Genomic DNA, 11,926 nt, shown 5'->3' on the forward strand with positions numbered 1-11,926 from the left:
CCCGTTAATGGATTTGGCGCATTTCATGCGGACTGTCGAGTGAGAAGGCCGGGATATCCACGTCAAAGACCTCGCCATCCGTGGTTTCCATGCCATAGGTGCCGACCATCACGCCGGACGGCGTCGAAAGCGGCGCGCCAGAGGTATATTCGAATCCTTCGCCCGGGCGAATCACCGGCTGTTCACCGACGACACCGTCACCGGCGACGATATCGGTCACGCCGCGCGAATCGGTAATCCGCCAATAGCGCGTGCGAAGCTGTACGACCCGTTCTGATTCGTTGTTGATGCGCACGGTGTAGGCCCAGACATAGCGCGGTTCATCCGGATCTGATTGATCATCCAGATAATGCGGGCTGACGCTCACGCGTATGCCCCGCGTTACGCGCTCATAATCCTGGTCGCTGCGATCTCCCCTCGCCATTGCGCCACCTTGCAATTCCATCTTTTTGTCCTCTTTTTTGAGCAATCTAAGCTGCATCGCAACGAAGCGCCAGTGACCCGATGCATATTCAACGAGGCGGGGAAAACCGGTCATTTGCTACACGTTCTGGGCCAAGCTCTCTTGCCAAGGCGCAGATGTGCGGGCAAACGGAAGGAATGGTGAACCAATTGACTCTCGGTAATGGGGTATTGCCCGCGGAATCGATTGCCCAGCTCATGGAAGCGGGCGTGATTACTGGCGGTGATCGCGCAAGGCTACAACCTGCCAGTCTCGATCTGACATTGGGTGCGCGCGCATGGCGTGTCCGCGCGTCATTTCTTCCCTCGCGGGCGCGCACGGTTAAGGCGAGGATTGATGACGGCCTCGCTATGCAGGCGATTGATCTTTCTGATGGCGCTGTCTTTGAGCGCGGCTGTGTTTATCTCGTTGAGTTGAACGAACGTCTCGCCTTGCCGCCTACGGTTGAAGGGGCCGCAAATCCAAAAAGCTCAACCGGGCGGATTGATGTATTTGTCCGCCTCGTGACTGATTATGGCGCTGCGTTTGATGAAATCCCTGCGGGCTATAATGGGCCGCTTTATGCGGAAATCAGCCCACGGACATTTTCCATTCTGGCGCGTCAGGGCTCTAGCCTTAATCAATTGCGTTTGAAGGTCGGTGATTGCCTGCTGGATGACCGGGCGCTCGCGGCCCTTCATAAGGAAACGCCTTTGGTCGATGGCGCAGCAGACATTATGGATGGTCTCGGTCTGTCCGTTGCCTTGACCGCTGAGGACGGCATGATCGGTTGGCGCGCGCGCAGACATTCCGCGCTGATTGATATCGATAAGGTCGGCGCGCTTGATCCGAATGACTTTTTCGAGCCGATTACCCAACCATCATCCGGGTTTATCATTCTTGATCCCGATGAGTTTTATATCCTTGCGTCCAAAGAGGCCCTTGCGATCCCGCCCGATTACGCGGCGGAGATGACGCCCATTAGCCCCGGTCTGGGCGAATTTCGGGTTCATTATGCGGGCTTTTTCGATCCCGGCTTTGGATGGTCCGCGGACGGCACCAATGGCTCGCGCGGGGTCTTGGAAGTCCGCAGCCATGACGCGCCCTTCGTTTTGGAGGACGGGCAATTGGTGGCCAGACTTGTTTATGAGCGCATGGCCGAGCGACCGCAAAACCTCTATGGCGCGGCGGTGAAGTCGAATTATCAGGGGCAGGGCCTGAAACTATCGAAACATTTTCGGTCGGCTTAATCCGCGCTCATGACCGCGACATGTTCAGCAGTATCCGTGTATTGTTGATAGCTGACGATTTTTCCGTCCTTGACCGTCCACGCATGGGCAAAGGGTGCGTCCAGTGCTTCGCCGGTGCCGAGATAGGTACCCGTATAGCGCCCAAACACGACGACACGATCGCCATCGACTACAAATTCTGACGGCACCGCGGCAAAGCTATCCCATTCGCCGCCAAGCCGCGCAAACAATCCGGTGATAATAGCATCGGTGCCGACATATGGGTTATTATCCGCATAGGGATTACCTTCGGCTTCGCGCCATTCAACATCTTCGGCCATGGTGCTGATCGCCATTGGTATGTCGCCAGTGGCAAAGCCATTATAAACCGTTTCAACGGCTTCTTTGGCGTTGTTATTATCAGTCGTTTCTGTTGTTTCATTCGCGCATGCGGCAAGGCCAAACACTGCGCATGTTGCGATAATGGATTTTTTCATTCTATCCCCCGTTATGAAATTACGAAAAGACTACACTAGGAGTGGGTGGCAGGGGAAGGTGTTTCTTCTTCGTCTTCCCCGCGCGGATCAATTTCAAACACCATTGGCGAGGTGCGCGGTACAGCCACAAAGTCCTCGCGCTGTTTTCGAGAGGGGCGGTCGCTTACCAGTAGGCGGAACAAACCAAACAGCGCAAGCGCAACATAAATTGCAGAGGTATGGCCGAACAAAGTCTGCGCCCCGAACTGGCTCATGGCTAATGTTGCGAGCATTGGTCCCGCGACGGCACCAACGCCATAAAGCAAAAGCAAGCCAGCCGCGAGCGTGACATATTCGTGGGGTTCGGCGCGGTCATTTGCATGCGCAACGGACAGGCCAAAAATCGGCATGCCGCTAAAGCCGAAACAAATTGCACCAATCAACAGCGCCTGCAGGGAATTTCCGCCGGTCATCGCCAGCAAAATCCCGCTCGCGGCGCAAGCCATTGAAACCACAATTATCACAAGCCGTCGGTCGATCTGGTCAGACAAAAGGCCAATAGGCCATTGCGAGATTGCGCCCGCCACAACGACGGTCGACATGAAAATTGCGACCGTATCAATACTGTACCCGATATGCGTCACATAAACGGCACCGACTGCCCAGAAGGCACCATTGGCTGCGCCTGCGGACAGGCACCCTGACGCTGCAAGCGGTGATATGCGAAACAGCTTTGAAAGATTGAGTTCCGTGTTGGCAATGGGTTTGGGCTGGCTCGTGGTCGTCATGGCGACCGGAACTAGCGCGAGCGAGATCAAAATCGACACAAAGGCAAACAGGGTGAATGCCGCCGGATCGGCCGCGGCCAATAGCGCCTGGCCGATTGTCAGTGCACCCAAATCGACGATGCGATAAACCGCCAAAATGCGACCGCGATTGTCATTGGTCGCTGTTTCGTTGATCCAGCTTTCGATGATCATATAAAGGCCCGCCAGCGCAAAGCCCGTTACAATCCGAAGGCCGATCCAGAAGACCGGTTCCGCCGCGAGTGCATAGGCGATCGCGGCTGCCGAGGCGATCGAGGCAAGCGCCGTAAAGGTTCGGATATGACCGGCGCGCTTGACCATTCGCGGCGCATACTGGCAGCCCGCAATGAAGCCCACATAATAAGCGGACATCAACATACCGATGAGGAGTAGCGAAAATTCCTCAAGATCACCGCGCACAGAGAGAAGCGTGCCTTGTAGGCCGTTTCCGCTGATCAAAAAGAATGATGCGATCAAAAGCGCGGAAAGAATGCGGATCATTTTGGCCATTTGGCTCTCTCAGCTGTGTCGTTGCGCGTTACGTCAAGTCGCGGGTGTGGCCATAGGCAGTGCATATAATCCACATGGTTTCAACCACTTGTCGAATTTATCGCAATGTAAAGAAGGTGCCGCGCGCGAACTTATCCACGCATTGTCGTTTGGGCATATGCTTCAAAACCACGTTCATTGAAAGAGTTCGTTTTATGATTTTTGGTAATGCATTGCGGCGGCTGGCTGACTTGAAAATTGATAATGAAAGCGCCAGATCTCCGGTGCCCGGGACGACCCGGTGTTTATCCAAAAAATTGATGGGGACGACCCTATCGCTAACGCAGGAGATAGGGCGTGGCTTGGTTGATTCTTGTTTTGGCTGGGTTGTTCGAAGTCGGTTGGGCGGTGGGCCTGAAGTATACCGAAGGATTTACGCGGCTCTGGCCCACATTGGGAACAGTCGCCGCGATGGTCATCAGTATGGCGTTGCTCGGGCTGGCCTTGCGCAGCTTACCGCTCGGGACGGCCTATGCGGTGTGGACGGGGATCGGCACCATAGGCACGGTGATATTCGGAATAATCTTTTTCGCCGAGCAGGCCGACATCGCGCGCCTATTCTGTGTGGCGCTGATCGTTACGGGCATCGTTGGGTTAAAGCTTTTCACCGCGAGCTGAGGTTTTGGGTTCAGGTTAAAACGAAAAAGGGCGACGCTTTCGCGACGCCCTTTCTTTCCGCTTTCGCGAAAAAATCTGAAGCACACCCCAATCCAGTGAGAACTCGAATGCTCTTCAGTGTGGTTGTTAAACGAAACCGTTTCCACTTTCGCTTTCATCCACTAGATCCTGCGGGCGTAATTTCCGGGTCGTGGTTGCCGACATTCGTGTTTCACCACGTCCGTATAATTTCGTCCTTCAGACCGGCGTCACTTCTTTCCTGTTATGGCTTGCGCCATCGCAAGACGTTGGTGTCGCCCATCGATCCGCAGCTTGCGCCGCTGCGCACGATGATGTCAGCTCCCTGTTTGCGGTGGGGCTTTCGACCCTCCGTACGGGGACGGACTGCTCAGGTCCGGCAGATCGCACAAAGCTCACCTTTGCTTTGCTTACCGGTATGAAGCTGAGCGCAGCACCCGGTTAGCGTATCATTTCATTTTGCCCGTCCAACCCGCTTCTAGGTAAGTAAAACGAATTGTCGATAGAGCCGTGAAACATGATCAGGATACAAATTTATCGGGGGTCGTCGAATCTTTATTTTCCACAATATCCGCACAGGGAAGGGCGGGGAAATACAGATCAGCAATTTCAATCGCTTGTCAGGATTTCCTAAAGATAAGGGAAAGATTATTTGCCGGCATTTCCACAGCCTCTTGCAGAATAAGCCCGTTTTTCTTGGCCAAAGGCAATAAATCCGCATCGATATCTCGGACGCCCCAGCGCGGATCGCGCGATTTCAGGCTCTGGTCGAATGCTTCATTAGAGGGCGATATATGAATACCGCCTTTAGAAAAAGGCCCATACAGAAAAAACTTTCCCGCAGGTGCGAGAATTCTCTGTGCACCCGCGAACAAACCTTCTGCGGCGGTGAAGGGCGCAATGTGAATCATGTTGATTGAAACAAGGCCATCAAAGGGCGCTTCCGTTTCGATGCCCCAATCCTCGGCGCGCACATCGATCGAGTGCGGACCTTTAACGTTGGAGAGACCCGCATCCTTGATCCAGGCCGCAATTGAAGCGCGCGATGTCTCGTCGGGATCGCCCGTGTGCCACACAACATTCGGCAATTTGCTCGCAATATGGATGGCGTGTTCACCGGTACCGCCACCAATCTCTAATATTTTTCCCTCAAGCGGCATGAACTTTAAAAACACATCGCGGATAGGGTCGCGGTTTCGCGCGGTTGACGGAGAATACAGTTTGTTTCCGTCTTCCGCTCGGTTCTCAAGGGCAATTTTATTTTTCTGGTTGTCCGTCATAAAGAAAATCCTTGTTCGGCGTATACGGTCCTATCCGGAGCAACTGGCCCCGCCCAGAACACAGAACTGGGCGCAGAAAGGGTGGTTGAGTTTCACAGGGCCGCTAGCGGCGTTCAGCGTTTCGCCCATCTCAAATTGTTCGTCATAGGGGAGTAATGTGCAAGAAAGTACAATCGGCGTTTGCGCGTCTTTACGCTTTACCAACATGCGCGATGACGAACACATAATCGAAGCCGGTGATTTGTTCAGTATGCCCCAGCATTCGGTGGTGATTTCCGGAACTGCCTCTTCGTCGTCCATTTCCGGAAACAGGATGAGTGCCGCAGGGTCGTCTGCATCAAGCGACAAGTCCTGTTTTCGAAATAGGTCCGCAAAGCCCGCGCGTAATTGGCTTTCCGTTTCGCCAGTAAGCCCGCGGCCGGCGACCGATACGGCAAACCCGTTTTCAAAAAGCCATTTGATGCCGGTGAGTGTGGCGTCGAATGCGCCGGTGCCGCGTTCCTGATCATGGCCGGTGCGTGTGTAATGATCGATGCTGATACGAAGCGAGAGGGCATTGCCATAGGATTCCTTCAACGCCAGCAATTGGCTTTTTACTCTGGGCCGCATCATCGGGCGCATCGCATTGGTAAGGACCAAAACCTGAAACCCATGATCGAGAGAAAGCTGCAACATGGTGCCCATTTCCGGGTTCATGAAGGGCTCGCCGCCGGTAAAGCCGATCTCTTTCGCGTTCATCTTTTTCGCCTCCATAAGGAAAGGCGCTATTTCATCGGCGCGGATATAAGAAAGCCGGTCATTGTTCGGGGACGATTCAATATAGCAATGTTCGCATTCAACATTGCAAAGCGTACCGGTATTGATCCACAGGGTTTCAAGCCCGGTAAAGGTGATCTCGGCGCGTTGTTTGCCATCCGCAGTTTTGTCAGGATGCTGAAATTGCTGGCCAATGTCGTCAGCCATTATGGTCCTCGATACTTAATTGCTAACAGAATGCGCGAAAACGCCCGCCAGTATCAACTGACGGGCGCATCTTTTTGGATCAATTTAGTGTTAAAGACCGCTTGTTTAGTTGTCTTCAATCGGGGCGAGCGGCGCGCCATAAATCGCGTCGTCCTCATAAACCGGATCCTCAGGCAATGGCTCGCCCGTTACCGGATCTACGCGGGCCGGCTGCACCGGGGCCATCATGGTCGGTTCGGCACCGGGCTGGTCGCGATGGGCAAGCGCCCAAACCGCTTTCTGAAGCACCTGCGACCGCGGCTGCGATACTTTTTCGCGATAGATAATATCGGCTGGCGTCACATTGGCTTGGTAATAATCGCGGTTCCAGCTGCCGCGCGATTTCAAAACCGCGCCTTCAAGGCTGATGCCGCCATAAAGACCGCGAGAGCGCGAAAAGGCCAATACGTCTACGGTTTGCGCTTTTGCGCCTGCGCCGATCGTGCCGGCCGCAACGGAAAGGTCTGCGCCAAGTTTCACAGTGGTCGAGAGCAAGTGCTCCATGCCCCGTTGGGTCATCACAAGAAGGATCGTTTCAGAACCTTCGATACCAGCTTGAAAACCAAAGGAGAGCGATCCGACCGTAAAGAATGTTGGTTCAGACCAACTGCCATCCGGGTTCCGCGCCACCATCACGGCATTGCCGCCCGATGCGCCAACAATAAAGCCGCCGCGCAATGAGCGCGGAATAATCACCATCGCCTTGGCGTCATCCGCCGCAGACCAGAGCGGCTCGTAGGCGCTGTCATTGGAGAAATACGTGACCGTATCCGCAGCCTTTACAACCAATTCCGCCGCTTTTTCCGCTTTAGGTTTCGCAGTGGCCGGCACAGCCGCCATCATCACGGTCGCCAGAACCGCGCTAAAAATCGTAAAAATCCGAGTCCTCATAAGCCATGCAATCATTTCTGGCCTCCTTTCCTAAGCCGACCGGCGCAATGCGCGCATCTGATCGGAAACCGCTCTCGCGGCGCATACATAATAGTGTTCGCGCTGGCCGAAAGATGGCAATGACGCGTTCTCAACATGAATTCTTGGTGAGATTTGCTCGCTACGTCGAGACCCTTTCGGCTCCGTATCGGCTTAAATTGCCCATCTTGACCTTTTTATCGCCCCGCGCATCATATTCAAAGGTCAAGATTGCCTCATCTCGGCAAATGCAAAGATGCAGGCGATGCCTATGCGGGTGTAGCTCAATGGTAGAGCAGAAGCTTCCCAAGCTTACGACGAGGGTTCGATTCCCTTCACCCGCTCCAGTTCCATCGAGGCGGACAAGAGATGATTTTCCGGCGCATTGGCGCGGCGATCTACGAGGCTGCGAACCCATTGGGCGGTATGCCGCCGCGCATCAGGCAAAGTGCGTATACGGAGTTATTGCGCCATTAGGAGTCGGTGTCTTACCTCACGATCATTGCATGTAAACAATGATGCGATCGTTATGGATAAACACAGAGCTTTCATGTGGCCATGGTTTTCGTTCGTTTAGAATGCCGCTCTCACGAACTTCTTTTATCTTTTTAGAGAATTGTGGATCGGTTGTTTTGTGCTTGAATTTAATTCGTGCCCCAAGAAGACGGAATACGTCTTCATCGATCCAGCGGTCGGTGATCTCGCCATAATCCATATGTCCATCGCCGCCGCGATCAATTTTCCGGCCTTCCTTACGGAACAAATTGGCGCGGAATCGGGAATAGTGGCCTACGCGGATGAGGTCATAGGTTTTGGTTGCATCAAATTCGTCGAGGGTTTCTATGCGCATCAATACGCGGTTTGCGATCGCCAAATCATGGGTTTGACCGCGTTGAAGAACATGTTGCCGAACAAGGTCAGCTTGCATCATCGTCGTGAGGAAAACGCCGAATACTACATAGGCCGTCATTTTGCCCAATCCCGGACGGAACAACGATTTCAATATAATACATGCACTGAACGCATGAAGAAAGCCGAGGCCGGGGTTGTACCGATACTCATATAAATTACCCGCAGGGTCCGCTACGAAAAACACGGCTTTCGTTGCCAGAATTACGAATGGCCACAACAGCAAAATGATTAGTGCTCTTACGGGCGTTTTTCTTGCGCGCCAGACCGAAAGCAAGATCGCTGCGATCAAAAGGCCAAGCAATGCGTATTTCAGTGGCCGCAGAATATCCGGTTGGGTGATCCATAAATGCCGGAAAGCCTCAACGGATATAGTTTTTACGTGATCGATAAACGCTTGTAGGGAGCTGAATTCGAGGCTTTGTGATGTTGGCGCGCCGGTAATATCCAGCGATATTATATAGGCGATCCCGCCCAAGATAACCGCGATCCCTTGGGCAGCAATTATCTGCGCTTCTTTTTTGAAGAGCGCCGACGATTGATCTGTTGGTGTTTCCATGAGTGTGATGATCAATCGGGTAAGTATCAGCACGCCTAAAACGCTGAGCGCAGATTGATAGCTCGCCATCATGAGCAGAACGCAAACGGCTCCAACGACAATTCGCCAGATGCTAAAGCGGTCAACAATCAATACTGCGAGCGCCGCAAAAACCCACGGTATAAAGAAGATCGGCGTCATGAAGGTGTAGTAAAAAAGCGCCAAATTTGTTGGGAAAAGCATCACGAAGGAGAACACGATAACGTTGACGCTTATCGAGTTCTGGGTGCGCCATAATCGGCTCGCCAGCCAAACGGCAGCAATACCAATAATGATACTGATAAGCGGCATAAACACCGGAACATCCGCGTCGTAATGCAGGTGGCCAATAATCGGCCCGAGCCAGCGCCCGTTTCCGATCTGCTCTCTTGGATGCAGCCACGGCATTCGTAATGCGTGATTTCCAATCAGGTGCTGCGCGATGAAAATGAAATATGCGAGGAAGGAGAGGCCGAATGTCCAAGCGGCTGCAATCTGCCGCACGGGATCATTGAAAAAGCGATTGTTCAGCATATTAATCATCTAATGTTTGGGACTCGTCGCCTACGATCTTGTCTACGAAATAGCGCGGTCTTGCTTTAACTTCGTTGTAAATTTTGCCCAGATATTCGCCGATTAACCCGATCGCCAATAGCTGGATCCCGCCTAAAATTGCGACGGCCACGACGAGGGAGGCCCAGCCTTCGACTGTCCCGCCGGTGAGGCTCGCCCAAATTGCAGCAAGGGCACCGAGGAAGGCGAGCATGGAAATTACAATCCCCGCGATCGAAATTATGCGGAGGGGTTTTGCAGAAAAAGACGTAACCCCTTCCCACGCGAGTGAAAGCATCTTCCGAAGTGGATATTTTGACTCGCCGGCGAAACGCTCTGATCTGTCATACTCAATCGTCGCTGTCTTAAAGCCGATAAGCGGCACCAATCCACGAAGAAACAAGTGGACTTCCCGGTACTCGCCTAACGCCGAAATGGCGCGTTGGCTCATCAGCCTGTAATCCGCATGATTGAAAACAATTTCGACACCCAAAGCGCTAAGTAATCGATAGTATCCTTCTGCGGTGAATCGTTTGAAGGCGGTGTCTGAGGATCTGCCGGCGCGGACGCCGTAAACCACATCTGTCCCGTCTTCGATATGACTGTTGACCATTTGCCGAATGGCTGTGATATCGTCTTGAAGGTCTGCATCAATCGAAATGAAAATATCGCCCTGTCCTTCAAGGAGACCAGCGAGAACCGCTGTTTGATGACCGCGATTTCGTGACAGCTTTAAGCCCCGGACTTGAGGCTCGGTCCGGCTCGCATTTTCGATCAGCGACCAAGTTTGATCTTTTGAGCCATCATCCACAAAAAGGATATGGCTCGCATTGCTGACCAGCCCATCCGCAACAAGTGCGGATAATTCAATCAACAAGCGGCTTTGCGCTTCTGGCAGCACTTCTTCCTCGTTATAGCAAGGAACGACAATGCAAAGTTCGGGTGGTCCTGATCTTTTATCGATGCCCACAGGTCATCTTCCTCGTTTTACGAACACCAAATATTTCATGCCTAAAAAGCTGACAACCGAATAGGACACGACTCCAAATAGCTGTGCTAAATAAGCCGATGCGCCCAAGCCCTCGACGGCTAATGCGACAACTGACAAATTTATTGCATAAGCCACGGCTGCAAGGATCAGGAAATGAAAAGCTTCGATTCCAATTTTTCCGTTGATACCAAATGTCCAGCTCCGGTTGAGAAAGAAGCTAATCGATAAGCCGATTGCGTAGCCAATGGCATTTGAAATCGCATAATGAACACCAACGGCCATTAGCGCGTATATCGCAATCAGCCCGACAATCGTATTTGCTGCGCCGGTCGCAAAAAACCGCGCTATCTGGTGTCCTAGATGGTTGGTCATGCTTTTGCGGCCAAGCTATACTGGCCGCCGAGTGGTAACCAGCCCAGCGATGGCTCAATAGGTCGAAGTGCCTTCAGCGCCGCAGGGAAAAATACATGATATTGTAATTTTATGTGATCAAAGCCCGCTTGCGATAGCCTGCGTCGCATATCCAATGCATTTATCAATTTTGCATTCTCGTCGAATGGGCACGTATTCACTGCACTGACGGTCAATGGATTCCAAGGATTGTGTTCGAACAGGGTAAATATACCACCCGGTCGGACCACGCGGCGCAATTCGGAAAGCCAATGGATGTGATCAGCGTGATCAATGTGATGAAATACGCAGGCAGTGAACGCAAGGTCTACACTATCGTCGTCTAGAGGAAGGGTTGTGTCGGAAATCAGACGGTTTTCGCTGGCATTCGGAAAACGATTTGACAATATCTCGAGACTTTTAATCGATACATCGGCCGATATCTGATCGGCGTCAGGAAAGTAATGTTTTATATGTGGCGTCGAGTTACCAATTCCGGCACCGAAGTCGAGCACATTCGTAGGCTTTAGACCAAATGAATCGCAGATTTTCTTGGTCTCGCGAATTTTATATTCAGCGAAATATTCGGGTGACTCACCGCTTACTGCAATATTCTCTGCATGTTGCGCTTCGTACTCTTCCGCAAACTTGTCGAATTCCGACGCGTCCATATCATTAAACCTTCGATAAGCCCCGCTTAGCCTATTGGATTAACCGCAAAAACGGGCTGTTGAGTGCGTCAGAATCCACTTGATATTGGACCAGAAAATCAAGCTTCAATTACTCCGCCAGCGGTCTTTAAAGTTGAATGATAAATGGTTCAAGAGGGCCTGATTTGAGTTGCTGGCAATGAATGCATGAAAGCGCTTTTTGTGTCAATTCAGCACCGTGAGATCATCGCTAATCAGCAAATTTCCTCGCTCCCAACGTTCGCGTGGACGAGGGGTTTGTCCGAGTTCCGCTGGCGCGGTGCGGGGTGGTTCGGGGCGGTAAATTAATGTGAAAAATATATGTCGTCCCATGTCTCGTATCACGGCGAGCCGCAACTGCGATTAATCGACCGCCGAGATCTGTTGACGCTAGGTGATTTTCGAAACGCGCCGACGTTTTCACATTTCGATATGCGTTCCTCTATTCAGAATAAAGGTGCGGGTTTTGATCTCCTTTCTGAATTCATA

13 protein-coding genes and 1 tRNA gene are annotated in these 11,926 nt (G+C 52.4%); 4 read left to right on the forward strand and 10 right to left on the reverse strand.

Annotation, left to right across the window (positions count from 1 at the left end; all coding sequences use genetic code 11):
* Positions 1-4: 4 nt before the first annotated feature.
* Entirely contained in the window at positions 5-538 is a 534-nt protein-coding gene (apaG, locus tag ABFZ83_RS13630; protein WP_411817101.1) for a Co2+/Mg2+ efflux protein ApaG, read from the reverse strand.
* A gap of 62 nt (positions 539-600) precedes the next feature.
* On the opposite strand from apaG, the gene ABFZ83_RS13635 reads away from it, so the two are divergent.
* Complete coding sequence (locus ABFZ83_RS13635) at positions 601-1,692, forward strand: 2'-deoxycytidine 5'-triphosphate deaminase (RefSeq protein WP_411817102.1); 1,092 nt, start codon at positions 601-603, stop codon at positions 1,690-1,692.
* Here ABFZ83_RS13635 and ABFZ83_RS13640 read toward each other — a convergent pair.
* Positions 1,689-2,168, reverse strand: coding sequence for a nuclear transport factor 2 family protein (locus ABFZ83_RS13640; protein WP_411817103.1), 480 nt, complete (start codon positions 2,166-2,168; stop codon positions 1,689-1,691). The two genes, ABFZ83_RS13635 and ABFZ83_RS13640, sit on opposite strands and share 4 nt — an antisense overlap.
* Positions 2,169-2,203: 35 nt before the next feature.
* Positions 2,204-3,463: an MFS transporter gene (locus ABFZ83_RS13645; RefSeq protein ID WP_411817104.1), complete on the reverse strand. Its 1,260-nt coding sequence runs from the start codon at positions 3,461-3,463 to the stop codon at positions 2,204-2,206.
* Positions 3,464-3,799: 336 nt separating this feature from the next.
* Between ABFZ83_RS13645 and sugE the strand changes: the two genes are divergently transcribed.
* A complete protein-coding gene (gene sugE, locus ABFZ83_RS13650; RefSeq protein ID WP_411817105.1) occupies positions 3,800-4,120 on the forward strand; it encodes a quaternary ammonium compound efflux SMR transporter SugE in 321 nt (106 codons plus the stop codon).
* 190 nt (positions 4,121-4,310) lie between these two features.
* Positions 4,311-4,583 carry a hypothetical protein gene (locus ABFZ83_RS13655; protein ID WP_411817106.1) on the forward strand — a complete coding sequence of 91 codons (273 nt, stop codon included), beginning with the start codon at positions 4,311-4,313 and terminating at the stop codon, positions 4,581-4,583.
* 175 nt (positions 4,584-4,758) lie between these two features.
* Here the strand turns inward: ABFZ83_RS13655 and ABFZ83_RS13660 are convergent, their stop codons facing one another.
* The 3 genes from ABFZ83_RS13660 to ABFZ83_RS13670 all read right to left on the reverse strand — a co-directional run bounded on the left by ABFZ83_RS13660 (position 4,759) and on the right by ABFZ83_RS13670 (position 7,326).
* Positions 4,759-5,418 carry a DUF938 domain-containing protein gene (locus ABFZ83_RS13660; protein ID WP_411817107.1) on the reverse strand — a complete coding sequence of 220 codons (660 nt, stop codon included), beginning with the start codon at positions 5,416-5,418 and terminating at the stop codon, positions 4,759-4,761.
* A gap of 30 nt (positions 5,419-5,448) precedes the next feature.
* Positions 5,449-6,381 carry a radical SAM protein gene (locus ABFZ83_RS13665; RefSeq protein ID WP_411817108.1) on the reverse strand — a complete coding sequence of 311 codons (933 nt, stop codon included), beginning with the start codon at positions 6,379-6,381 and terminating at the stop codon, positions 5,449-5,451.
* A gap of 105 nt (positions 6,382-6,486) precedes the next feature.
* Positions 6,487-7,326, reverse strand: a complete 840-nt coding sequence (locus ABFZ83_RS13670; RefSeq protein WP_411817109.1) for a lipid-binding SYLF domain-containing protein — start codon at positions 7,324-7,326, stop codon at positions 6,487-6,489.
* Positions 7,327-7,602: 276 nt separating this feature from the next.
* Between ABFZ83_RS13670 and ABFZ83_RS13675 the strand changes: the two genes are divergently transcribed.
* Positions 7,603-7,676: transfer RNA gene (locus tag ABFZ83_RS13675), tRNA-Gly, on the forward strand.
* A gap of 152 nt (positions 7,677-7,828) precedes the next feature.
* Here the strand turns inward: ABFZ83_RS13675 and ABFZ83_RS13680 are convergent.
* Genes ABFZ83_RS13680 through ABFZ83_RS13695 form a run of 4 tightly spaced genes read right to left on the reverse strand, consistent with a single transcriptional unit; the run spans position 7,829 to position 11,419 of the window.
* On the reverse strand, positions 7,829-9,349 hold the full coding sequence (locus ABFZ83_RS13680) for a glucosyltransferase domain-containing protein (protein WP_411817110.1): 1,521 nt from the start codon (positions 9,347-9,349) through the stop codon (positions 7,829-7,831).
* 1 nt (position 9,350) lies between these two features.
* Positions 9,351-10,331, reverse strand: coding sequence for a glycosyltransferase family 2 protein (locus ABFZ83_RS13685; RefSeq protein ID WP_411818842.1), 981 nt, complete (start codon positions 10,329-10,331; stop codon positions 9,351-9,353).
* 9 nt (positions 10,332-10,340) lie between these two features.
* Positions 10,341-10,730 carry a GtrA family protein gene (locus ABFZ83_RS13690; RefSeq protein ID WP_411817111.1) on the reverse strand — a complete coding sequence of 130 codons (390 nt, stop codon included), beginning with the start codon at positions 10,728-10,730 and terminating at the stop codon, positions 10,341-10,343.
* Entirely contained in the window at positions 10,727-11,419 is a 693-nt protein-coding gene (locus ABFZ83_RS13695; RefSeq protein ID WP_411817112.1) for a class I SAM-dependent methyltransferase, read from the reverse strand. The genes ABFZ83_RS13690 and ABFZ83_RS13695 overlap by 4 nt, the downstream gene beginning before the upstream one ends.
* Between the last annotated feature and the right edge of the window lie 507 nt (positions 11,420-11,926).

It is taken from the genome of Hyphococcus formosus (assembly GCF_046736345.1).
Taxonomy (GTDB): Bacteria; Pseudomonadota; Alphaproteobacteria; order Caulobacterales; family Parvularculaceae; genus Hyphococcus; species Hyphococcus formosus.

Excerpts from the sequence above, each read along its gene's own strand:
- apaG (WP_411817101.1), bottom strand. The coding sequence starts at position 538 with ATGACCGGTTTTCCCCGCCTCGTTGAATATGCATCGGGTCACTGGCGC.
- ABFZ83_RS13635 (WP_411817102.1), top strand. The coding sequence starts at position 601 with ATGGTGAACCAATTGACTCTCGGTAATGGGGTATTGCCCGCGGAATCG.
- ABFZ83_RS13640 (WP_411817103.1), bottom strand. The coding sequence starts at position 2,168 with ATGAAAAAATCCATTATCGCAACATGCGCAGTGTTTGGCCTTGCCGCA.
- ABFZ83_RS13645 (WP_411817104.1), bottom strand. The coding sequence starts at position 3,463 with ATGGCCAAAATGATCCGCATTCTTTCCGCGCTTTTGATCGCATCATTC.
- ABFZ83_RS13660 (WP_411817107.1), bottom strand. The coding sequence starts at position 5,418 with ATGACGGACAACCAGAAAAATAAAATTGCCCTTGAGAACCGAGCGGAA.
- ABFZ83_RS13665 (WP_411817108.1), bottom strand. The coding sequence starts at position 6,381 with ATGGCTGACGACATTGGCCAGCAATTTCAGCATCCTGACAAAACTGCG.
- ABFZ83_RS13670 (WP_411817109.1), bottom strand. The coding sequence starts at position 7,326 with ATGATTGCATGGCTTATGAGGACTCGGATTTTTACGATTTTTAGCGCG.
- ABFZ83_RS13680 (WP_411817110.1), bottom strand. The coding sequence starts at position 9,349 with ATGCTGAACAATCGCTTTTTCAATGATCCCGTGCGGCAGATTGCAGCC.
- ABFZ83_RS13690 (WP_411817111.1), bottom strand. The coding sequence starts at position 10,730 with ATGACCAACCATCTAGGACACCAGATAGCGCGGTTTTTTGCGACCGGC.
- ABFZ83_RS13695 (WP_411817112.1), bottom strand. The coding sequence starts at position 11,419 with ATGGACGCGTCGGAATTCGACAAGTTTGCGGAAGAGTACGAAGCGCAA.